The organism is Chryseobacterium sp. T20 (assembly GCF_047345655.1).
Taxonomy (GTDB): domain Bacteria; phylum Bacteroidota; class Bacteroidia; order Flavobacteriales; family Weeksellaceae; genus Chryseobacterium.
The window spans coordinates 941,617-966,593 of record NZ_JBLFDU010000001.1 but is presented as its reverse complement, the minus strand read 5'-3'; the positions used below and the strand labels follow the sequence as shown (position 1 = coordinate 966,593).

At 36.6% G+C, this 24,977-nt stretch carries 14 protein-coding genes; 10 read left to right on the top strand and 4 right to left on the bottom strand.

Going from position 1 to position 24,977, the window contains the following annotated elements:
• The first annotated feature begins 227 nt into the window (after positions 1-227).
• From dnaE to ACMA47_RS04260, 4 genes are all read left to right on the top strand, one after another.
• Positions 228-4,895, top strand: a complete 4,668-nt coding sequence (gene dnaE, locus ACMA47_RS04275; RefSeq protein ID WP_413928806.1) for a DNA polymerase III subunit alpha — start codon at positions 228-230, stop codon at positions 4,893-4,895.
• Positions 4,896-5,238: 343 nt separating this feature from the next.
• Positions 5,239-8,787 (top strand): T9SS type A sorting domain-containing protein, encoded by a 3,549-nt coding sequence (locus ACMA47_RS04270; RefSeq protein ID WP_413928805.1) that lies wholly within the window; start codon positions 5,239-5,241, stop codon positions 8,785-8,787.
• A 172-nt stretch (positions 8,788-8,959) separates the two neighbouring features.
• Positions 8,960-11,779, top strand: a complete 2,820-nt coding sequence (locus ACMA47_RS04265) for a T9SS type A sorting domain-containing protein (protein WP_413928804.1) — start codon at positions 8,960-8,962, stop codon at positions 11,777-11,779.
• 173 nt (positions 11,780-11,952) lie between these two features.
• Positions 11,953-14,277: a GEVED domain-containing protein gene (locus tag ACMA47_RS04260; RefSeq protein ID WP_413928803.1), complete on the top strand. Its 2,325-nt coding sequence runs from the start codon at positions 11,953-11,955 to the stop codon at positions 14,275-14,277.
• Positions 14,278-14,475: 198 nt separating this feature from the next.
• Here ACMA47_RS04260 and ACMA47_RS04255 read toward each other — a convergent pair whose 3' ends face one another.
• Together ACMA47_RS04255 and ACMA47_RS04250 are read right to left on the bottom strand one after the other, a co-directional pair.
• The gene (locus tag ACMA47_RS04255) at positions 14,476-14,634 is read right to left on the bottom strand and encodes a hypothetical protein (protein ID WP_156106430.1); all 159 of its coding nucleotides are present in this window, start codon (positions 14,632-14,634) and stop codon (positions 14,476-14,478) included.
• 43 nt (positions 14,635-14,677) lie between these two features.
• Positions 14,678-15,505: an ion transporter gene (locus ACMA47_RS04250; protein ID WP_413928802.1), complete on the bottom strand. Its 828-nt coding sequence runs from the start codon at positions 15,503-15,505 to the stop codon at positions 14,678-14,680.
• Positions 15,506-15,755: 250 nt separating this feature from the next.
• On the opposite strand from ACMA47_RS04250, the gene ACMA47_RS04245 reads away from it, so the two are divergent.
• The 4 genes from ACMA47_RS04245 to ACMA47_RS04230 all read left to right on the top strand — a co-directional run bounded on the left by ACMA47_RS04245 (position 15,756) and on the right by ACMA47_RS04230 (position 19,950).
• Entirely contained in the window at positions 15,756-16,604 is an 849-nt protein-coding gene (locus tag ACMA47_RS04245) for a hypothetical protein (RefSeq protein ID WP_413928801.1), read from the top strand.
• A 114-nt stretch (positions 16,605-16,718) separates the two neighbouring features.
• Complete coding sequence (locus ACMA47_RS04240) at positions 16,719-17,816, top strand: Nif3-like dinuclear metal center hexameric protein (protein ID WP_413928800.1); 1,098 nt, start codon at positions 16,719-16,721, stop codon at positions 17,814-17,816.
• A gap of 2 nt (positions 17,817-17,818) precedes the next feature.
• Positions 17,819-18,595 (top strand): zinc ribbon domain-containing protein, encoded by a 777-nt coding sequence (locus tag ACMA47_RS04235; RefSeq protein ID WP_034695298.1) that lies wholly within the window; start codon positions 17,819-17,821, stop codon positions 18,593-18,595.
• Between the two features lie 395 nt (positions 18,596-18,990).
• Positions 18,991-19,950, top strand: a complete 960-nt coding sequence (locus tag ACMA47_RS04230; protein ID WP_413928799.1) for a hypothetical protein — start codon at positions 18,991-18,993, stop codon at positions 19,948-19,950.
• Positions 19,951-20,015: 65 nt separating this feature from the next.
• On the opposite strand, the gene ACMA47_RS04225 is transcribed toward ACMA47_RS04230, so the two are convergent.
• Positions 20,016-21,794 carry an AMP-dependent synthetase/ligase gene (locus ACMA47_RS04225; RefSeq protein WP_413928798.1) on the bottom strand — a complete coding sequence of 593 codons (1,779 nt, stop codon included), beginning with the start codon at positions 21,792-21,794 and terminating at the stop codon, positions 20,016-20,018.
• 345 nt (positions 21,795-22,139) lie between these two features.
• Here ACMA47_RS04225 and ACMA47_RS04220 point away from each other — a divergent pair, with 345 nt between their 5' ends.
• Both ACMA47_RS04220 and ACMA47_RS04215 read left to right on the top strand, forming a co-directional pair.
• Positions 22,140-23,279 (top strand): acyl-CoA dehydrogenase family protein, encoded by a 1,140-nt coding sequence (locus tag ACMA47_RS04220; RefSeq protein ID WP_034695304.1) that lies wholly within the window; start codon positions 22,140-22,142, stop codon positions 23,277-23,279.
• A gap of 22 nt (positions 23,280-23,301) precedes the next feature.
• The gene (locus ACMA47_RS04215; protein WP_034695305.1) at positions 23,302-23,667 is read left to right on the top strand and encodes a hypothetical protein; all 366 of its coding nucleotides are present in this window, start codon (positions 23,302-23,304) and stop codon (positions 23,665-23,667) included.
• Between the two features lie 268 nt (positions 23,668-23,935).
• Here the strand turns inward: ACMA47_RS04215 and ACMA47_RS04210 are convergent, their stop codons facing one another.
• Positions 23,936-24,880 (bottom strand): DUF4349 domain-containing protein, encoded by a 945-nt coding sequence (locus tag ACMA47_RS04210; protein ID WP_413928797.1) that lies wholly within the window; start codon positions 24,878-24,880, stop codon positions 23,936-23,938.
• Positions 24,881-24,977: the final 97 nt, after the last annotated feature.

Genomic DNA, 24,977 nt, shown 5'->3' with positions numbered 1-24,977 from the left:
ATATGGTAAATATTTAGTAATTAATAGCTTTTAGTGAATAATTCTAATTTTTTTAATTGTATTTTAATGTTTTATTTCAACATTGTTTGAATTGGTTGATTTTTTTATAAAATAAAGTCGTTTAGCTATTCTGAATATTATGAGTTTTTGTGTTTTATCATAAACTAATAATTGGAAAAAATGAAGTAACTTTACATTCTCTTTTTATAAAAAAGTTAGAACATTATATGTATTTAATTTTTGACACAGAAACAACCGGTTTACCAAAAAATTTCAACGCTCCGCTTTCAGACTCGGATAACTGGCCAAGAATGGTTCAGATTGCATGGCAAGTACACGATGATGATGGAAACTTGATTGAAAACCAGGATTATATCATAAAACCTGAAGGGTACGATATTCCCTTCAACGCAGCACGTATTCACGGAATTACAACAAAGATTGCCAATGAAGAAGGACGGGACCTGCAGGAGATTCTTGAAGAGTTTTCTAAAGTCCTTGAAAGAGTAAGGGTTGTGTCCGGACATAATGTAGAATTCGACTATAACATTGTAGGAGCAGAATTTTACAGAAAAAATATGAAGGATAACCTTCAGGAAAAGCCCAAAGCAGATACCATGATTTTGGGAACTGAGTTCTGTCAGCTTGGCGGAGGACGTGGAGGTAGATTCAAACCTCCGAAACTTGAAGAACTTTATGAAAAACTTTATGGGAACAAATTTGATGAAGCCCATAATGCTGCTGCCGATGTAAATGCTACTGCCAGAGCTTTCTTTGAAATGGTAAGAATTGGAGTAGTACCCGCTGAGACATTAAAGATTTCAGAAGATCAGCTTGCTTATTTCAGAAGCCTTTATCCGGATCCGATTAAGCCCTTCAATATTGTTATCAGAAGGCAGGTTGCTGATTTTCATAATAAGAAAAAGCAGCAGGATTTCGGAAGTATTGATGAAATTGATTTAGGTAAATATTTCAATTTTGATAATCACAGTGTTTTCTCAACACTTACCGCTACTTCTAGCATCAATGATTTGATTAAAAAAGCTTCTGATGAAAACTTCCCGGCTGTCGGAATGGTGGATCTCGGAAATATGATGGGGGCTTTCAAGTTTGTTTCAGCGGTGGAAGGAGCTAATGGTGACAGAGCAAAGAAACATAAAGAATATTTAGTCAAAAAACAGGAAGCAGAAGAAAACGGAACTGAGTTTAATGAAGCTGAACCTGTTTCCGAACCGCTTATACCAGTTGTAGGCTGCGAATTTTATATTTCAGAACGTTATGAACAGAAGCAGTTTACCAAAGATGATCCGGATAGGAGAACACAGGTCGTGCTTTTGGCGAAAGATTTTAATGGGTATAAAAACCTGGCAAAGCTTTCCAGTATCGGTTTCCTGAAAGGGTTCTATTTTGGAGTTCCAAGGGTGAGTCGAGAATTGATCGCTCAATATAAAGAAGGAGTCATTGCCTTGACTTCCGGAATTATGGGAGATATTCCCGATGCGATTTTAAATACCGGTGAACAGAAAGGGGAAGAGCTTTTCAAATGGTGGAAAGACACCTTTGAAGATGATTTTTATGTTCAGATTCAGAATCATAAACTGCCTGAAGAAGAGCACTTGAATGAGGTTCTTTTATATCTGGCTGATAAATATGATGTTAAAATTCTTGCTCAGAACGAGACTTTTTATACCAATAAAGATGATTCTAATATTCAGGATATTGTAAGCTGTATCAAAGATGGTGAAAAGCTGACAACGCCTATTGGAAAAGGATTCGGTAAAAGAAGAGGGTTGGCAACAGGTGAATATTTTATTAAAAATTCTGATGAAATTAAAGAAGCCTTTTTAGCGTATCCTGATGCTTTTGATGCTTATGAAGAATTTACGGCAAAATTTAAACCATATACTTTAAAAAGGGATGTTCTCCTTCCAAAATTTGATATTCCTGAAGAATTTATTCATGCGGAAGATGAGGTAGACGGAGGGAAAAGAGGGGAGATGGCTTATCTTACCTATCTTACCTATGAAGGGGCAAAAAGAAGATATGAAGATACAGGTATTACAGATGAAATTAAAGAACGTCTGGATTTCGAGCTTGAAGTCATTGCCAATACCGGTTATCCGGGGTACTTCCTTATTGTACAGGATTTCTGTAACGAAGCCCGTAATATGGGGGTTTGGGTTGGTCCTGGAAGGGGTTCTGCTGCCGGATCTGCTGTTGCTTATTGTATTGGAATTACCAATGTAGACCCGATTAAATACGATCTCCTTTTTGAGAGATTCCTGAATCCGGAAAGGGTTTCCATGCCCGATATTGATATCGACTTTGATGATGAAGGGCGAGATAAAATTATCAAATGGGTAGTTGAAAAATATGGAAAAACTCAGGTAGCACAGATTATTACGTATTCGGTGTTGGGTGGAAAATCTGCCATTAAAGATGCCGGAAGGGTTCTGGATGTTCCAATTCCTGATACGAACAATATTGCCAAGTTGATTCCTCCAAGTCCGGGGATGAACATAGCGAAAGCTTTAGCAAAATATGATAAATTAAAACCGGAAGAACAGATGCTCGTTGATGAAATGAGATATGTTCTTGACAGTCCTGATGATGCCCGACATGGAGTTTTGGCAAGTGCCAAAAAGATGGAAGGCTGTATCAGAAATACCGGAATTCACGCCTGTGGAGTAATTATTACACCGGAAGATGTGAGTAACCTGGTTCCGGTGACCATTGCAGCGAAAGATGCTGATATTTTGGTGTCGCAGTTTGATAACTCCGTTGCGGAAAGTGCAGGACTTTTGAAGATGGACTTCCTGGGGTTGAGAACTCTGACCATTATTAAAGATGCATTGAAGCTGGTAAAAGCAAGATATGATATAGATATTGATCCGGATCTTATTCCGCTTGATGATACCAAAACCTATCAGCTATTTAAAGAAGGAAGAACGGTTGGGATTTTCCAGTATGAAAGTCCCGGGATGCAAAAATATATGAGAGAGCTTAAGCCGACAGTTTTTGCCGATCTTATTGCTATGAACGCATTATACCGTCCAGGTCCTATTAAATACATTCCAAACTTCATCAACAGAAAGCATGGAATTGAAGAAATTGTCTACGATTTACCGGAAACAGAAGAATATTTAAAGGAAACATACGGGATTACCGTTTATCAGGAGCAGGTAATGCTTTTATCTCAAAAACTGGCCAACTTTACCAAAGGTGAAGCCGATACTTTGAGAAAAGCGATGGGTAAAAAGCAGATCGATGTTCTTAATAAAATGTATCCGAAATTCATTGAAGGAGGTAGAAAAAACAATCTGAATGAGGAGAGGTTGGAGAAAATCTGGAATGACTGGAAAGCCTTTGCAGAATATGCTTTTAACAAGTCTCACTCAACCTGTTATGCGTTTATTGCTTATCAGACTGCTTATTTAAAAGCGAATTATCCGGCAGAATATATGGCGAGTGTAATGAGTAATAACATTAACAATACGGATTCAATTACCATGTTCATGGAAGATTGTAAAAGTATGGGTGTTGATGTATTAGGACCGGATGTAAATGAATCTCAATACAAGTTCTCCGTAAACGAAAAAGGGCAGATCCGTTTCGGGTTGGGAGCAATCAAAGGAATTGGTGAAGGACCAAGTGAAGGAATTACAAGGGAAAGAGAAAACGGAAGATTTAAAAATATTTACGATTTCTTCGAAAGAATAATGCCTTCCCAGATGAATAAGAGGGTAGCGGAAAGTTTGGTGCTTGCCGGAGCTTTTGATGAACTTGATTCTTTCCACAGAGGACAGTATTTTGATATTGACATGGCTGGAAAGACCAACCTTGAAAGGTTGATCAGATACGGACAGAGCTTCCAGGAAAGTAAAAACGAGATGGAGCATTCTTTATTTGCAGATTTTGCGGAAGAAGTTCAGATTGAGCAGCCGAAATTAGCACCTTGTCCGGAATGGCCAAATATGCATAAGCTTAATAAAGAAAAGGAGATCATTGGGTTCTATCTTTCTGCACATCCGCTGGATGAATTTAAATATCAGTTCCAGTTTATGCAGGGGCAGCTTTCTAAAAAATCTGTTCTTGAAAAAAATGAGGAAGATAAAGTCGTTACGGATGAAGCGTCAGTATTGGAGCAGGATGCTCAGGATGATGCTGTAGATCTTACGGAAATTGTCTCAGATGATGTAGTGGCAGGTGAAGAGGAAGTAGTGGAAGAGGTAACTAAAAAAGCCGAGCCTAAAGGAAATTTCTTATTCCTGAATCTGGATGAGGTAGATGCTTATAAAGAACAGGCTTTTTCTAATAAACAGGAAGAGTTGTTTGAAGAGAAAAAGAAAGACTGGAAAACGCTTCAGAAAGAAAGAGAAAATGGCGGTGGTGGAAAAGAATATACGGTAGCAGGTCTTATTACTGAGTATAGAGTTCAGGATGGTTTCAGGAGTGGCGAGAAAGTAGCTTTTGTTACCCTGGAAGATTATTCAGGATCCTATTCATTCAGGTTGGGAGACAGGGATTATATGAGGTTGAAGGAGAAACTGGAAGTTCAGAGGTTTGTTATTTTTAAAATAAAATTTGCACAGGTAAAAGACGGAAGAGTCTTCGTGAATGTAAATGATGTAATCGAACTTCAGGAAGCATTTGAACGGTTTGCAAAAAGTATATCTTTAGTAATGGATGTAATGGATGTAAGACCTGAGGATCTTGACTTTTTCAGAACAGTTCTCGACAGAAACAAAGGAAATCAAAAATTGAAATTCTTTATTAAAAACCTCGAAGATGACTCTCATATTGAAGTGCAGTCTATGAAGCATTCGGTGGATCTTAATGGAGATCTGATTAAGGAAATTCAACTTCTTAATAAATATGAGTTTTATTTAAACTAGAAAATACCTTATAATAAAAAAAGAGTGGCTTAGGTCGCTCTTTTTTTGTTTGCTATTTGAGAATATTGATGAAAAATTTTAAATAGTTTTTTATGTTAAATAGAAAAATTTTCTGAAGTCTATTTTGGTTGTATAGTATTTAAGTGTTTGATTTTTAGTTAATTATTGTTTTTCAATATATTGCGAAATAATAGTTAAATTTAAATAAATGTTTAGTTTTATTGTGTTTTAACGCTGTTTTTAAGTGTTTTTGTTTAATATTTTATGATATTTTTGAATATTTCGTTTAAATTTTAAATTAATATTTATACATTTACCGCCCTAACTTATATTATTACTATTTATGAAGAAATTACTACTATTAAGTCTATTTTTAATAGCTTCTATTATGAATGCCCAGGTAACACTGGGCAGTGGGACGTCCCAGGGCGGATACGTCCCGGTGGATGTCAACTACGGATATAATTACACCCAGCAGATTTTTACTAAAAGTGAAATTAATGCGAGTGCTGCCGGTACTATTACCGGGATGAAATTTTATCTTCCAAACAATGCTGATATTTCAAAATCTGTAGATTGGGTAGTGTATGTAGCTCATACTACCAAAACTTCCTTTTCCAGTACATCGGATTGGATTCCTGTGTCTGGTATGACACAGGTTTTTGCAGGTACTGTAAGTGCTTCAGGAGGAGAAGTGATTGTTAATTTTACGACTCCTTTTGCTTATAACAATACAGATAACCTTGTGTTTGCTATAGATGAGAATACTGCTGATTATACAGCAACCACAAACAAATTCTACACCTATACCGGACCTTCTAATTCAACACTGTATAATAGAAGTGATACAGTGAACCCAGATCCGGCATCACCTCCAACAGGATCAAGAACAACAACAAAATCAGTTACGGGTCTGTTGGGACTTACTCCGGCAGCAGCTCCAGCTTGTCCTGCGGTTTCTGCACCTGCAGCTGCAGCAACTAATGTTTCTGTAATGCCTACGATTACCTGGACGGCTTCCAATTATGCTTCATCATATAAGATTAGCATAGGAACCACGCCTGGAGGAACAAATATTATGAATATGCAGGATGTAGGGATTACTAATTCTTATACTTTAACCAGTTCTTTGAGTTTCAATACTCAATATTACTATACAGTATATGCTGTAAATTCCGCGGGTACTTCTACAGGATGTGCAGAAAGATCTTTTACCACAATGGCTACATTGGGATGTCCGTCTGTGAGTGCGCCTACAGGTGCTCAGGTAGGTATACCTGTATTGCCTACTTTCTCTTGGTCTGCTGTAAGCGGAGCATTAGGATATAGATTAAGTATCGGAACGTCTGCTGGTGCTTCCAATGTTTTGAGTAATTTTGATATGGGAAATGTTACTACTTATACCCTTACTCCTGCGCAGCAACTGAATCCGACAACTCAATATTATTATACTGTTACAGCTTATAACGGTGGTGTAGTATCAACAGGTTGTACTGAAAGAAATTTCACGACTACTGTAGTACCGCCGGCAAATGATAATTGTTCAGGAGCTGTGGATGTAACAGTGAATCCTTCTTTGACTTGTACTGCTACAACTCCTGGTAATACTTTGGGGGCTACAGAATCTATGGCTGCAGGTACTTGTTTCGGAGGCCCGAATGATGATGTATGGTATAAGTTTACTGCAACGGCAGCAAGTCATGTAATAGCAATATCTAATATAGCTTCTACTGGAACTACAACAGGAACTACTGATATGTATTTTCAGGTATTGTCAGGAAGTTGTGGTACTTTGACGAGTCTGCTGTGTTCTGATGCTGAAACAAATATTGTTACCGGTCTTACAGCGGGTCAGACTTATTATGTAAGAGTTTATACTTACTCTACTACAGTGACGGCTAATGCGAGTTTTACTATTTGTGTAAGTACACCGCCACCACCGCCGGCAAATGATGACTGTGCTAATGCAGTGGCCATTACCATCAATCCTGATATGAGTTGTACAAGTATAACATCAGGAACAACATTAGGAGGAACAAGTTCAGGGGTTGCTCTTGGATCTTGTTCAGGAACGGCTGATGATGATGTTTGGTATAAATTTACAGCTACAGGAACTGGTCATACTTTCCAGTTGAAGAATGTAGTTTCTGTTGGAACTGCTTCTACGACATCTTTGTATGCTCAGGTATTCAGTGGTGCTTGTGGAGCTTTGGTAAGTACTACATGTATCAGCTCAAATACAAACTTTACAAACTTAACAGGTCTTACAGCAGGTCAGACTTATTATGTAAGAGTGTATACGTATGATGCTAATTCAGGAGCGAGTTTTTATGCAAATTCTTTTGACATCTGTATGGGAACGCTTCCTGCAGCTCCTGCTAATGATGAGTGTTCAGCTGCTGTTTCCTTATCAGTAAGCTCTACCTTATCATGCGCTACGCCTGTATCGGAAACAACTTTAAGTGCTACTAACTCAGGGTTGGCAGTAAGTCCATGTACTGGAACAGCTGATGATGATGTTTGGTATAAATTTACTGCTACAGGTCCGGATCATGTGGTAATGCTTTCAAATGTTACTGCGGTTGGAACTTCTTCTTCAACGAGTTTGTATACTCAGGTGTTCAGTGGTGCTTGCGGTACTTTGACAAGTATTAAATGTGGTACTTCTGTAAATACCCCACTTACTGGTCTTACTGCAGGTCAGACTTATTATGTGAGAGTTTATAATTCTAATACGAATGGTACTACGCTGTATGCTAATAGCTTCAATATTTGTATTGGTACGCCTCCGCCACCTCCGGCAAATGACGACTGCGCAAACGCTACAGCTCTTTCTGTGAGCAGTACTGATGCTTTCCTAAACGCTGTGAATGGTTCTACTGTAAGTGCTACTCAGAGTTCAGGAGTTACGGCACCTACATGTAGTGCATCTGGAATCAATGATGATGTTTGGTATTCGTTTACTGCAACCGCTGCTACGCATCTTGTACATGTTTTATATACTGATAATGCAACAAGTACACAGATATATTCTGGAGCATGTGGGGCTTTAACAGCGATGACTTGTTTTGATGGTGCTTATGGAAATTCCAACATATTGTTACAAAATCTTGCTGTAGGTCAAACTTATTATGTAAGAGTATATTCTTCTACAAGTACGGCAACTACAACATCTAATTTCCAGATTGCTGTGACTACTCCTTCACCTGTTGCTAATGATACATGTGATACAGCAACTGCTATAGCTTGTAACGGAACAGTTCAGGGTGTAAATGCACTGGCTGGTGATGAAACGCTTCCTGCTTCATCATGTGGTAGTACAGGTTCTACTGCATCTTATAAAGGAGTTTGGTATACAGTAAAAGCTACTGAAAATGGACCTATTACTATTGATGCTTGTGGTACCCAGTATGATGCATATCTAAGAGTATACACAGGGACTTGTGGTTCACTTACTTGCTTCAGTAATAGTTCTGGTGTGGGATATGCTGATGCCGGATGTACAGTTTCTCTTTATAATGCTCCGACATTAACCTTTACAGGAGTTGCTGGTACTACGTATTATATCTTGCTCACAGGATATACTGCAACCAGAGTGGGTAACTATAGTATTTCAGTAACACAAGGCTGTTCGGGTCTTGCAACCGCTGAGGTTGAAAAGAAAAATAATGAGATTAAAGCTTATCCTAATCCATTTGTAGATGTTCTGAATATCTCAGATGCTTCTAAAGTAAAATCTGTTTCAATTGTTGATGTTTCAGGAAGATTAATGAAAACCATTGATAATCCTTCTTCTGAACTTCAATTAAGAGATCTGAAACAAGGAATGTATTTAGTAGTATTGAATATGAAAGACGGATCTAAACAAACGGTTAAGGCGATTAAAAGATAAAATTGATTGATCATATCCTATCAAACGACAGCTATTTGGCTGTCGTTTTTTTATTGTTATTTGTGGTGTGGCTCTCCGTGGATCTATAGTTATTTCTTTTTTTTAAACTTTAAATAAAGGTGTTTCAAATTATTGTAAATTCGGGGATGTATTAATAACCAAAAACTTATACATGAAGAAAATCTTATTTTTATGCTTACTGATGTTAAGTATTGTACTAAGTGCTCAAATTAAATTAGGTGCGGGAAGTACAGATACAGGTAATGCTCCTGTTAATAGTGGCTTTGTCTACTCTTATTCTCAACAGATTTATACAAAACAAGAAATTAACGCGGATGCTGCAGGAAATATTACCGGGCTTAAATTTTATTTAACATCTTCTGCAAGCCCTGCTTATTTATCAAACTGGGTGGTTTATTTGGGGCATACCACAAAAACTTCTCTAGATTATCAGACAGGTTGGATTCCTGTTGGAGAAATGACGCAAGTGTATTCAGGTACGGTTACTAATGTAAATGGAGTTGTAGAGGTGACTTTTGCGACCCCTTTCTCATATGATAATGTAAGAAATTTGGTTGTTGTAGTAGATGAAAATGGATTTAATTCTAATTCAAATAATCCGTTTTTTGTGTATAATACGATGGAGCAGGCTCTTTATACTGAAAGTAATACTGTTAATCCTGACCCTTCCAATCCTCCAATTGGTCATTTTTTACCTTATAAACCTGTGGTCAGTCTTATGGGGTTAGTTCCCAATCCTTTACCGGATTGTCCGGTAATCAGTTACCCTGCAAACAATGCTTCGTCTGTACCGGTTCTGCCTACTTTTACATGGGCTGCTGTACAGGGAACTACAAGCTACAAAGTTTCTGTCGGAACAACCCTGGGGGGAACAGATATTGTTAATCAACAGTCGGTAACGACAACAAGCTTTACTCCATCATCTCCATTTTTGGCAAGTACAGTTTATTATCTTAAAGTAACAGCAGTGGGGCCGGCAGGAGAGTCCTCGGGTTGTGTTAATCAGAAATTTACAACACAGCCAGCTATACCCTCCAATGATGAGTGTATAAATGCTATAAGTCTTACTGTAAATCCAGATCTGAATTGTGCTGCCTTTACTTCTGGAACTACTGTGATGTCAACGGTATCCTCTCCCTCATCATCAGCTTGTGGTACAAGTACTGGTGACGTATGGTATAAGTTTACTGCTACTTCTGTTACTCATACAGTTAATCTCAAAAATGTCACCTCTGTGCCATTAGGGGGCGGGTATGTTTATTTTCAGGTTCTAAAAGGTGATTGTGGTAATTTGACAAGTGTATTATGCTCTGGTTCTAATTGTGGTTATATGACAAGTGCATCATGCGATCTTTCTGTTGTTAACAACCTTACTGTAGGAGAAACTTATTATATAAAAGTGTTTAGTGGGTCAGGCTATTCAGCTCATAAATTTGATATATGTGTAGGAACATTGCCGGCCATCCCATCTAATGATGAATGTGTTAATGCTGTCAATGTGCCTGTGAATACTGGGTCTGATTGTATAAATGTTGTTTCAGGAACTACTATGTCATCAACATTTTCCCCAGTGTCGATTTGTGATTCTTTACCAAGATATGATGTTTGGTATAAATTTACAGCTACTGATGTTAAACATATAATTAAAATAAAAAACATAATTCCTGTGGGGTTACCAAATAATTTAGCAGGATTGGCATTTCAGGTGTTTGGAGGAAGTTGTGGTAACTTTGTATGTAAAGGTGTGGGAGGAACTTCGGGACTTGTTGATGGCCTTACGGCTGGAGAAAATTATTATCTGAAGGTTTTTGTTATGCAGGGGATACCGGCTTCAGGTTTTAATTTTGATTTATGTATTGCAAAAGATTTGACACCGCTTCCAGTAAATGATGAATGTTTAAACGCTGTTTCTTTGACTGTTAATCCGGATTTAAGCTGTGTCGGGGGACTTGAAGGAAGTACTTTGGGAGCAACTGTTTCAACGATGTTACCTGCAGTTTCGTGTGCTGGAATTGGGGTTCAGAATGACGTATGGTTTAAGTTTGTAGCAACAGGAACCAGTCACAGAATTAGTTTTAAAAATATTCTGGATGTTGGTGTGACTAGTGTACAGCAAGATATACGATTTGAGATTTTCAAAGGTAGCTGTAGTGATTTAACAAGTGTAAAATGTGGTGGAAGCGTTAATAGTTCTAGTTATATTAATAACGTTTCAGGGTTGATTGTGGGTGAAACCTATTATATAAGGGTGTATAGTACAGGTGTTGGTATTGCTGTTAAATTCAATATATGTGTGGGAACATTACTGCCTCCTGTTAATGATGATTGTACTGGTGCTTTGCCGGTTTCAAATTTCCCATATACTTATACCCAGATTGATGCTGAGCATACTACCAATAATAACGGATTTATAAACTCTTGCAATTCTGGGATGAATGACGGAACATGGTTTACCTTCGTAGGTGATGGTTTTCTGCATAAGATTACAGTTTCAAGACCTTTAAATAGTAGATTTAGTTTTGCTATTGGTGCATATAAAGGAAGTTGTGGAAACCTGACGTGTGTAAAAAGAATGAATTTTACTGGTTCAAATACGGTTATAATGGATTTGCCAACTATTGCGGGAACTGTATATTATATAAATATTGGAGATCGGGATTACTATTTTGATATAGTAGAAGGTGTTTTCACAATTTCTATAGAAAAAGTAACCAGTCTTGGTACTTCTGAGGCTTCCCAAAATACAGAAACTATAGAAATATACCCCAATCCATTTACAAACGTACTGAATATTGCAAAAGCAGATAAAGTAAAATCAGTTTCTATTCTGGATTCTTCCGGAAGGTTAATTAAAACCATCGAAAAACCTTCCTCTGAACTTCAGTTGAGAGATCTGAAAGAAGGATTATATTTAGTTGTTTTGAATATGAAAGACGGATCTAAACAAACCGTTAAAGCAATTAAGAAATAAATAATTTATTTTAAAAATAGAAATAAGAGACTGTTCAATTGGAGCAGTCTCTTTTGTTTATAAAGGTAATTATCTTTTGTTGAAAGAAAATTTGTATTTGTTGTCATATGATGAAAAAAATATTTTTTTTATTGCTGATTTTCACTAGATTTGATTAACTAATACTGATTTATATGAAAAACTTTTTACTCGTTGGTTTATTGATGACTGGCTTTTTATCCTCCGCGCAGACTTATTGTACGCCTGCGTTTGCTAGTGGCTGTAGTGGTGGGGATATGATAGATACTTTTGCAATTCCGGGTGCCGGATTTGATCATTCTAATACAGGTTGTTCTACTAATGCCTATGGAGATTATACTTCTATGACGATCAATCTCAGTGCAGGTTTAAGTTATGATTTTAGCGTTAAACATGATTACAGTGATCAGAATGTTCGTATCTGGATAGATTTCAATAACGATGGAACTTTTGATGATGCAGCTCCGGAGCTTGTGGCTTCTGCAAGCAGTACGCTTGTAGGAGGGAATAATATTAGTGCAGGGCTTATTACAATTCCTTCAACTGTAACTCCAGGTACTTACAGAATGAGAGTGGGGGATAGATTCTCCGGAGATCCTATTCCTTGTAATACAGACGGATATGGAGAAGCTCATGATTATACAGTAGTAATTGGAGCGGTTCCGACTTGTTTTGCGCCATCTGCTTTAACAGTATCTGCTATTACTGCCAATTCAGCTCAGGTAGGATGGACAGCTCCGACTTCCGCTCCAGGTAGTGGTTATGAATATTATTACTCAACTTCCAGTACATATCCTACTGCTGCGACAGTAGTTTCCGGGTCTATCAACGGATTGACTACAAATATACCTTCTCTTGCACCAGCTACTACTTACCATGTATGGGTACGTTCTGTATGCAGTTCTTCAAATAAGAGTGCATGGTCTCAGATGGCCACATTTATGACCTCGTGTGTTGCTGTGGGAGTGCCTTATGCATTGGATTTTGAAAGTATAACTCCACCAGATATGCCAACTTGTACCTCGGTAGTGAATGATGGGGCAGGGAATATGTGGGAAACAGGTGATCTGGATGCTCAGGGCTTTACAGGAAATGTTCTTCAGTATTCGTACGACTATGCAGAGAATGCGAATACCTGGTTTTTTACTAACGGAATTAATCTTACTGCAGGAGTGACCTACAGAATTAAATATAAATATGCCAATGCGGAAGGAACTGTATATGCTGAAAAACTGAAAGTTGCCTATGGAACTTCAGCTACCAGTGCAGGAATGACCAATACATTAGCAGACCACTCGGATATTGTTATCAGCACCGCAACAAGTGCTTTTGCGAACTTCACGCCTACAACTACGGGAGTGTATTATTTTGGATTCCAGGCGTATTCCGATGCTAATATGAATAAATTATATGTTGATGATATTAATGTTGATGTAGCGCCAGCTTGTAGTGAACCTAATGCATTAGCTGTTTCTAATATTACCGCTGCAGGAGCTACAGTTTCCTGGGCAGCAGCCACTCCGGTTCCGGCTAACGGTTATGATATTTATTACAGTACCACCAATACGGCACCTACAGCAACAAGTACACCTAACTTTACAGGAGTTACAGCAACCACTTATAATATTCCAGGTTTAGCTGCTTCCACTCCTTATTACGTATGGGTAAGATCTTCATGTAGCGCAACAAGTAAAAGTATATGGAGTGATTCTGCTACCTTTACAACATTATGTTCAAGTACGAATATTCCTTACACAATAGATTTTGAAAACGTTACTGTTCCGGATCTGCCTGGTTGCACAAATAATGTTAATGTGGGAACAGGAAATGATTGGGAAACAATGGATCCTCCTTCCGATAGCCAGGGATTCACTACCAATGTGTTGAAATACCAGTATAATTCTTCCAATTCTGGTAATGCATGGTTCTTTACACAAGGGTTGAATTTGACAGCAGGAGTGCAGTATACCATCAGTTATAAATATGGTAACAACTCATCAACCTATGTTGAAAAATTGAAGGTAGCATATGGAACTTCACCAGCTGCAGCTGCTATGACAGGTTCTATCGCAGATTATCCTTCAATCAATGATGAAATGGCTCATACAGAATCTATAACGTTTACTGTGCCTGCAACAGGAGTGTATTTCTTTGGATTTAATGCTTATTCAGATCCAGACCAGTATAATCTGTATATTGACGATATCAGTATTAATAATGCGAACCTGGCAACAGCTGAAGTTGCTAAAGCGAAAAATAATATCCAGCTTTACCCTAATCCATTTACGGATGTATTGAATATCTCTGATGTGAAAAATGTAAAAAATGTAACGGTGACAGATGCTACAGGAAGATTGGTGAAAACTATTACCAACCCTGAATCTACAATCCATTTAAGAGATCTGATGCAAGGAGTGTATTTAATAACACTTGAAATGAAAGACGGATCCAAGCAGACTATTAAAGCTATTAAAAAATAATTCATCATTTAAATAAAAAAAGGGAGGCGGGTCATTGATGATCCGTCTTTTTTTATGGAGATTGAATAGAATTTGATTTGAAAAATATTGATGAAAAAAGATGAGCAAAATATTTCACTCATCTTTTTTATTTTATTCTGTGGCTATTATTGATTATCGAATATTTTCCATCACATATTACCCATTATCCATCACTCATCATTTATTGGGTACAGGCTGTATTTCTCCTTTATTCATAAGGTCAAATACGGTAGGGAAGAACATTGCTAATATAAAGTAGATGATGATCATCAGCACAATCAGTGCAAAAAGAATAATCACTAAGCTATTGGGTCTGTTTTTCTTTTTTGGTTCCATGATTTTGTGGTATTTGGTGAATAAATTTTACTTATACCAAATATTAAGCTAATTTCTTGCCACATTTCTTACAATACCTTGCATCATCATCAATATCATCATTACCACAGCGGTCGCATACCATTTCCAGGTTCTGTCTTTTGTTTCTCATTTCGGCCGTTACTATACCCGTAGGAACTGCAATAATGGAATAACCTGCCAGCATGAGAATAACTGCAAAGAACTTTCCTAAAGGCGTTATGGGGGATACATCCCCGTAACCTACAGTAGTTACCGTAACAACTGCCCAGTAGATGGATTGAGGTATTGTTTCAAAACCTTCTCTTCCGCCTTCTACCATAAACATAAGGGATCCTACAATAACTGAGAAAATAATCAGAAAGAGGAGAAAGATGTAAATTTTCCTTGAGCTATTTTTTAAAGCCCTTACAATAAAATACCCGTCATTCATAAAATCCAGCAAGTTGAAAATTCTGAACACTCTCAGCATTCTCAGCATTCTGAAAATCAGAAAATATTTAGTAACAGGGAAAATAAAGCTTAGAAAAAAAGGAACAAGAGCCAGGAAATCTATAATTCCGAAAAAACTGAATATATAATTCCGTTTATTTTTTACCACCGCAATACGCATAGAATATTCTGCTGTAAAAAAAATAGAGATGATCCATTCGAGAATCAGAAAGGTATAATGGAATCTTTTATCAAGCTTTGGTACACTTTCCATCATAATAATAGCAGTACTGGCAAGAATCAATGACAATAATATGATGTCGAACAGTTTTCCAAGCTTCGTATCGGAGCGATAAATTATCCGGTAAAGGAATCTTTTCCATAGAGTATCCTCAGGAATCAGATTATGTTCTCTTTCCATTTATATAAGGTTATTTCACAGCGAAGTTAATAATTTCTATAATGTATACGGTAAATATATGATTGTTAAAAGAATCTTGCAAATGTTAAAGAAAAATCTATCATTAAAAAGTGAATTATATTGAATTAATTATATGATTTTCAATATGTTATATTTAGTAAAATACGAATAAAATATGACATATAAAAATTAAATTTTTAACATTTTTTTTATCCAAGTTTGTAATTTTATTCTACAAAAGCTTTATATCATGAGAAAAATTTTAACCTTGTTTATTCTGTTTTTTATAAACAGTTTTGTTAACGCTCAGGTTGGGATTAATACTTCAGCACCGAATGGGGCTTCAGTACTGGATATAGTTTCCAACCAAAAAGGAATTCTTATTCCTCGTCTTACAGATACTGACCGGGATACTAACCTGGCAGATAACGACGTTTCCACAGTACCTCCTGCAGGTGTGGTAAACCCTAACCTTACTGCAGGAACCCTTATTTTTAATACGACAACGAATAATTTCCAGTATTGGGACGGTACCCTCTGGAGACAGCTTTTTGTTCCCACATCTTCTCAGGCTGGTAACGACGGTGTCGTTAAAGTAAATTCTGGAAACGCAAATGTAAAACCCTCATTCAGTTTAAGTGCAGCAGGTAGCGGTTATGGCCCTAGACAACAGGTGCTTTATAACACTCCGTTGGTCTTTGCTGCAAGCCCTACCACAAGCTGGCCGGAAACCACAGTTCCCTTTCCGGGAGTTACCAGCAATATCTATATTGCAGCTACCGGTAAATGGAGAGAAAATGAAATTAACGGGCAGGTTCACGTTTGGAGAGCAATTGCTACCATCACTCCGGGGTCCAACTCTTCAGGATCAATAAAGGCTACCTTAAAAAATCCCGATTCCGGTTTTGAAATTAACTCTATCCAGCTGGTTCCGAGTGGTTCCAGTGGAACAGGGAATATTCTTACCTTTTATTTCTATACCATTGCAGACCCTGCGAGTCTTGATCCGGGAAGAGGATATCAGCTTTTTATGGAGTCTGATATCAACTGTGGTGTGGTTGTGGAATCCTTTACAAGAGTATCTCTTTTCAAAGATTAACAGTCTTTTTTAATATCAAAATAAAACCGGTTGATGAAAGCCGGTTTTTTTATGGGTGTGGAAATTTTTCCCGTAAAATTAATATCTTCGCTGTAACTGTAAAATATAAAATTAATGAAGCTAAAAACTGTAATTGCAAAGATTGAAGAGGAAATAAGTATCAGACAGGCGGAAGATTTTGATAATGTAGGATTACTGTGTGGGGTTTATGACCGTGATGTATCAGGAATTCTGGTTTGCCATGATGCACTGGAAAATGTGGTTGATGAAGCTATTGAGAGGAACTGCAATCTGATCGTGTGCTTTCATCCCATTATATTTTCCGGATTAAAATCTTTAACAGGGAAGAACTACGTAGAGAGAGCAGTTTTAAAGGCTATCGAAAATAAAGTAGCTATTTATGCCATCCACACCGCATTTGATAATGATTTCTTTGGGGTGAATCACGGGATATGCAGCCAGTTGGGACTAAAGAATATGAAGATTCTTCAGCCGAAGGAAAATAATTTAAAACAGTTAACGGTTTTTGTTCCCAAAGACTATTCAGAAAAAGTAAAAGAAGCTATGTTCTCAGCCGGAGCTGGAAATATCGGATTTTATGACGAATGCAGTTTTACAGTGAATGGTAACGGAACATTCAGACCTGTAGAAGGTTCAAATCCGTTTTCAGGACAACAGGGAATTCGCGAAAATGCGGATGAAGATATGATCTCTGTGATTTTTGAAGGTTTTAAACAAGGGCAGATTGTGGGCGCTATGAAAACAGCGCATCCTTATGAAGAAGTAGCTTATCAGGTTTATAATCTGGATAATAAAAATCATCATGCCGGCTTGGGAATGTATGGAGATCTTGAAGAAGAAATGGATGAAAAAGATTTCCTTGGATTGGTAAAAGAAAAATTTGGTTTGGAAGTGATAAAACATTCCTCTTTTAATAATAAAAAAATCAAAAGAGTAGGGGTTCTGGGAGGATCCGGGGCAAGTGGAATACGATCTGCAGCGGCCAGGAAATGTGATGCTTACCTTACCGGAGATCTTAAATATCACGACTATTTTCTGGCTGAGTCTAAAATGCTGATCTGTGATATAGGACATTATGAATCAGAACAATTTGTTAGTCAACAATTATTTGAAATTTTATCACAAAAATTTAGTACATTTGCAATTTCAAAATCTATTGAAAAAACAAACCCAGTAAATTATTTCATTTAAATATGGCAAAAACCAACGATATTTCAGTTGAAGAAAAATTAAGAGCTTTATACGATTTACAGATCATTGATTCAAGATTGGATGAAATCCGAAATACTAGAGGAGAATTGCCAATTGAAGTTGAAGATCTTGAGATTGAGATTGAAGGTCTTGAAAAAAGAGCTGAAAAATTTCATGCTGATATCAAAGATCAGGACGATCAGATCAAAACAAAGCATGAAGTGATTAACCATGCTAAAACTTTAATTGAGAAATACAAATCTCAGCAGGATAATGTAAGAAACAATAAAGAGTTTGAAGCATTAGGGAAAGAAATGGAATTCCAGGATCTGGAAATTCAGCTTGCTGAAAAAAGAATTAAAGAGTTCGGAGCTAAAATTGCTCACAAAAACGAAACTTTAAGCGAACTGAACTCTAAGATCGATGATTTGAAAAGCCATTTGAAATTCAAGAAAGAAGAATTGGATGGTTTGATCTCTGAAACGCAAAAAGAAGAAGAATATCTTTTAGAGCAGTCTAAAGAATTCGCAGGTAAAATTGACGAGAGATTATTAGCTTCTTACAACAGAATCAGAACCAACTCTATCAACGGTCTTGCTGTAGTAGGATTAGAAAGAGGAGCTCCAAAAGGATCTTTCTTCACTATCCCTCCTCAAAAGCAGATGGAAATTGCTCAGAGAAAGAAAATCATCATTGATGAGCACTCTGGAAAAATCCTTGTTGATGATGAATTGGTAATGGAAGAAAACGAAAGAATGAAATCTGTAATTAAATTCTAATTATTGATTTTGAGTTATACGAAAGCTGTTTCAGAAATGGAACAGCTTTTTTTGCGTTATATAGTATATTGTTTTGAAAATTTAATCAAAAAGATAAAATAGTATTTATTTTCAATGTTTATTGTTAATATTTTTAATTAAAGGTTAAATTATTATATTATTAATAATGTATTGTATTTATTTGTATATTTGTTGTAATAATATCTGCTAAATTTTGTTTTTAAATAAATTTCAGTAGGAGATAAATAAGCAACCCGGTTTTATAGATGCTCACAAAAGTAAAATATCTATTAAATATAGCTTCATTGACATAATCAAAAATGATTTTTTTTATAAATAATATCATTTGGATATTCTGATATTAATTTATGTAGAACCCAAAAAAATTATATGTAATGAAAAAATTATTGATGGGATTTTTATCTCTTTTGAGTTATTGCCTTTTAGGGCAGTTGGGGAATGTCGGTATTAATACAGCCACTCCTGGAAGCACATTGGAAATTAACGGAAGTCTTTCAGCCCAATACCGTTTGATTTCTACGAATTACAGCATGGGTATAACGGATTATTATGTAGCTTATAACGGAAGCTCAGCGGGTACTGTAACGCTGCCTGCAGCTGCGGTTTCTTATCCTGCACAGGGACATATCAAAGGACGTGTGTATTATATTAAAAATACTGGTACATCTAATTTATCTGTAGCAGCTAATGGAAGTGAGTTGATTGATAATCAGGAAGGGCTGCCTGTGTCATCCATCGGTTTAGGACAGGGCTGGTTTGCTATGTTAGTCAGTAATGGCGATACAGGCGGTGTGGTCACTTGGGAAGCAATAGTTATAAACCCGAATAATATTATTAATACTATTATCGGAATGTCAACAAACTCTACTTATAATTTACCTTCTACAGCTAATTTTAATTCTGGTATTCCGCAGGTATTGCCTTTTACTGCGGGGGAAGTACAGATTAACCAAGGTTCAACTGCCTCATGGGATGCTGGGAACAACCGTTTTGTTATTAATGAAACAGGTGTCTATGAGCTTGATGTTTTGTCTTATTTCGGAGCAGGGGGCACTGTTGGGATCAGTAGTTATATCGGAGTTAATCTTGGTATTACAAAAAATGGAATCGCTGCAGCCAACATTATTGCTGGTACCCGTGCGAATATAGGACAGCTTATTGCCGGAGCAGGAAATACACCGATTTCATTTCATTGCCTGGTAAATTTAGCTGCTGGTGATGTTATTTATTTAACGATGTATAGAGGGTCTTTTGATTCTGCTACAGGTACAGTACAGTCACAGGCTCCTGCTGGTGTCTCTGAGTCCCGTCATTTCAGCCTGAAGAAATTATAAATAAATGGAGTGAAAATATTTTCTGTAAATAAAAAACCGCTTCACTTTGAAGCGGTTTCTGTTTTTTATTCCTGATGATCATACATCTTATTGTACAAAGCAATAAATTTCTCTTTTACGGCCTTTCTTTTCAGTTTTAAAGTTGGAGTAAGTAGTCCGCTTTCAATACTCCATACTTCAGGAGTAAGTTCAATTTTTTTGATCTTCTCCCAGTTTCCAAGGTGTTCATTGATGCCTTCGATTTCTTTTTCAATTCTTTGTTTCAGTTCGGGGCTTTTTGCAATCTCTTCAGGTGTAGCACCAATGTTCAGATTGTTTCTCAGAGCCCAGTTTTTAGCAAATTCAAAATCAGGCTGTACCAAAGCACACGGCATTTTTTCACCATCACCTACAACCATGATCTGCTCTATGAATTTTGAAGCTTTCGCTAAGTTCTCAATAGTCTGAGGGGCAATATATTTTCCTCCGGAAGTTTTGAACATTTCTTTCTTACGGTCAGTGATCTGTAAAAATCCGTCACTGTCGATATGTCCGATATCCCCGGTTTTAAAGAATCCATCCTCTGTAAAAGCTTCTTTTGTCATTTCTTCATTCTGGAAATAGCCTTTAAATACGGAGGGTCCTTTCACTGTAATTTCACCGTCTTCCTGAATTTTAACCTTTAAATTATCCAATGGAATTCCTACGGTTCCTACTCTCATTTTATCAAAGCTGTTGACAGAAATTACAGGTGAGGTTTCTGTTAAGCCATAGCCTTCGAGAATTGGAATACCGGCATTCTGGAACATCAGGTTAAGTCTTGTAGATAATGCTGCAGATCCTGAAACCAAAGTCACGATTTCACCACCTAAACCTTCTCTCCATTTAGAAAATACAAGCTTGTCAGCAATAATTTCCTGAAGTCCGGACGGTTTTGAAATGGTTTTCTTTTTGGTGATCAGATTCAGTGCCCAGAAGAAGATTTTTGATTTTAAACCTCCGGCTGAAGATCCTGTATTATAGATTTTATCATATACTTTTTCTACCAGTCTTGGTACTACAGTCATATAATGAGGCTTCACTTCTTTTACGTTTTCACCCATTTTCTCGATGCTTTCAGCAAAATAAAGAGAAAAACCGTTGTACTGATAAAGATAGAAAAGCATTCTTTCAAAAATATGACAGATGGGAAGGAAGCTTAACGCTCTTGTTTCCTTATAATCCAGACTTCTTTTCTTTGGAATTCTTGGTATGGCTCCCAATACGTTTGAAACAATATTATTATGCGTCAGCATTACTCCTTTTGGTCTTCCTGTTGTTCCGGAAGTATAAATAATGGTTGCAAGATCTTCGGTATTGATGGCATTAGAAAGGTCTTCTACTTCAATTTGGGTAGATTCATCCTTACCCAGATCCAGAATTTCTCTCCAGTTGGCTGCTCCACTGATATTATCAAAAGTAAAAATTCCCTGCAAGCTCGGAATATTGTGTTTTACTTTCATTACTTTATTCAATAGTTCTTTATCAGAAACAAAACAATACTGAATTTCGGCATTATTGAAGATAAATTCATAATCTTCCGGAGAAATACTTGGATAAACCGGTACTGAAACAACGCCGATCTGAGATAGTCCAAAATCCATGATAGCCCACTCTGTACGGGAGTTGGTTGTAATCAAAGCAATTTTATCACCTGGTTTTATACCAAGTTTCAATAATCCTCTGGATATCTTATTTCCCTCATTAATAAACTCCTGTGTAGAAGTTTTTTTCCACTCACCATGATATTTTGTTACAAACATATCCGTTTTAGGATATTTTTCTAAAGCATAGTGTGGAATATCGAATAATCTCTTGATCGTCATGATTTTTTACGTAATTTATAAAGAAATTTAAATATAAGCATTTTTTTTAATTGAAAACATCTCAATGTAATAATTAGGAATTAGTTAAATGCTTACCATAATAGTTTGAATCAAAAAGGAGGCCGGAAGCCTTGAAAAGGGGATTTTATATTTTCAATGATTCTTTTATAAAGGTTTATTTTTCTCCAGGTATTTTATATTCTCTTCTTAACCCATGATCTCGGATCCCGAAACGTGTATTCATTATCATTAAACCTCCCCAAACCTGCCTTTTTCCCGCTTTTAATTTATTTTTTCAGATTTGCTTAAAAAGTGTAAATTTACGGCTATCTAATTATTTTTTTTATGGACTTTAATTTATCGGAAGAACAGCTGATGATTCAGCAGGCAGCAAGAGACTTTGCACAGAACGAACTTTTACCTGGAGTGATTGAAAGAGACCGTGACCAGAAATTCCCTGCAGAACAGGTGAAGAAAATGGGAGAAATGGGACTTTTAGGAATGATGGTAGATCCAAAATACGGCGGTGCAGGTATGGATAGCGTTTCTTACGTACTTGCAATGGAAGAAATTGCAAAAGTGGATGCTTCTGCAGCTGTTGTGATGTCTGTAAACAACTCATTGGTTTGTGCCGGTCTTGAAAAATTCGCTTCTGAAGAGCAAAAAGTAAAATATCTTACTCCACTGGCGAGTGGGCAGGTGATTGGAGCATTTGCATTATCTGAGCCGGAAGCAGGTTCTGATGCAACTTCTCAGAAAACTACTGCTGAAGACAAAGGAGATTACTACCTTTTAAATGGTATCAAAAACTGGATCACCAATGGTGGAACAGCAACTTATTATATCGTAATTGCACAGACAGATCCTGAGAAAAAGCACAAAGGAATCAATGCTTTCATCGTTGAAAGAGGATGGGAAGGATTTGAAATCGGATTAAAAGAAGACAAATTAGGAATCAGAGGAAGTGATACTCACTCTTTGATCTTTAATAACGTAAAAGTTCCAAAAGAAAACAGAATTGGTGCTGACGGATTCGGATTCAACTTTGCTATGGCAGTATTGAACGGAGGAAGAATTGGTATTGCTTCTCAGGCTTTAGGAATTGCTTCAGGTGCTTACGAACTGGCATTGAAATATGCTAAAACAAGAAAAGCGTTCAAAACTGAAATCATCAATCACCAGGCTATTGCATTCAAATTGGCTGATATGGCTACTCAGATTACTGCTGCAAGAATGCTTTGTTTCAAAGCTGCTTGTGAAAAAGATGCAGGAAAAGATATTTCTGAAAGTGGAGCTATGGCAAAATTATACTCTTCTCAGGTGGCAATGGATACTACTATTGAAGCAGTACAGATCCACGGTGGATACGGATATGTGAAAGAATATCACGTAGAAAGATTAATGAGAGATGCAAAAATCACTCAGATCTATGAAGGAACTTCTGAAATTCAGAAAATCGTGATCTCCAGAAGCATCGCAAAATAACATTTTATAAAACACACTACCTATGAAAAAATCTTTGTGGATCACCCTTGGGGTTGTATTGCTGTTACTGGGCGTATTTGTCTGGTATAAGTACTATTTTGTTTTCGGGGAAGGAGTAAAATCCGGATACCTGAACTATGCTATGAAAAAAGGTTATGTTTTCAAAACTTATGAAGGTAAACTGATTCAGGAAGGCTTTGGAAGAGGAAAAACAGGAACCATTACAAGCTATGAGTTTGAATTTTCTGTAGATGATCCCGAAGTTTTCAAACAACTGGAAACCAATAGCGGGAAAACTTTTGATCTGCATTACAAAGAGTACAATGGTGCACTTCCCTGGAGAGGAAACACAAAGTTCATTGTAGATAAAGTAGTGAATATGAAATAAAAACAAATAAGGCTCTCGATATGAGGGCCTTATTTTACACCAAATCACAAAATATTAATATATGAAATAAAATTTCCAAATTTATTTTTGAACCTTGTTTCACAACGAAGATTCTTTACATTTTGCTTATACTTAAAGTTAAGAGTTATTTTTCTAATAAGCAAGCACTTTCTTTTAACGTTTGATAAAATTAAACATTAGTATCGAACTTCAATTCTAAACCTAATTAAAAAAATATTAAAAATCTCCCCTTAGGAAAGATTGAAACCTAGTGAGAATCATTATTAGGAATGTTTTTATTCTTCTTTTTATAGAAATAATATCCAATACCGGCAATCAGGAATAAAGGCCATAATGGAAGGATAAACAGGAATATGGAAGTAATAACATCCCAGCCGGATTCAATGGCAGCCAGTGATTTTCCACCAAAAGTTTTAGGCTCTGTTTCTGTTTTAGCTTTATCGCTGATATTTACATTGATTGTACAGATGGTATTGTCAGCGTAGTTTCGCCCTGAAACCTGAATGTCTTTCGTGTCAATATCTCCAACATTGCTATTGATAGCATCCATTAACCCATCAAAATGCTGCATAGGAACTTTGATATCCAGACTATATACTTTTTGATCCTCTCCATGAGGGCTGGCTGATTCTACATAAGAAAGATTTTCACTTTTGATATACCCGTTATTTCTGTTTGCTTCTTCCCGGATAATTTCCTTTACCGTTTCCACATTCTCTGCGGTTATAGAAAGATATCCTGATTTTACCATTTTATCTTTAGGCATATTCAGTTCGTAACTGTCATTCTTAGGCTTTTCTTTATAAATGATTTTGGTTTCTTTAATAACCTTTGGTGCTGGAGCTTTTGCTGCAATTTTTTCAGATTTCTTTGCTATAGAATCTTTTTTCTCAATTTTTGATTCCAGTTTTGTATTGGCAATTTTATCCGATAAAGAATCTACCATTTTGGAAGTGTTCTCTATCTTTTGCTGAATGTCATTTTTTGTATTCTCAAAGTCTTTTATTTTAATACTGGCAGAATCCATAACCTGGTTTACTGTTTTACTGGCATTTTCAACGGTTTCTGTAGCAGCTGTAGTCGCACTGTCGGCTGAATGGATTGCTTCATGTATTTTATCCTGTGTAGCTTCTGCTTTTTTACACATTACGAAAGTGCTTGCTACAGCAGCGAGTAAGATGAACTTTTTCATAAGATTAATTTTTTTGATGAAGTAAAATTAGAAGGGAAGTTCTTGTAAAGATTGTAAATGAAATGTATTGTGCTGGTAAAATTATAACTGTTGTATT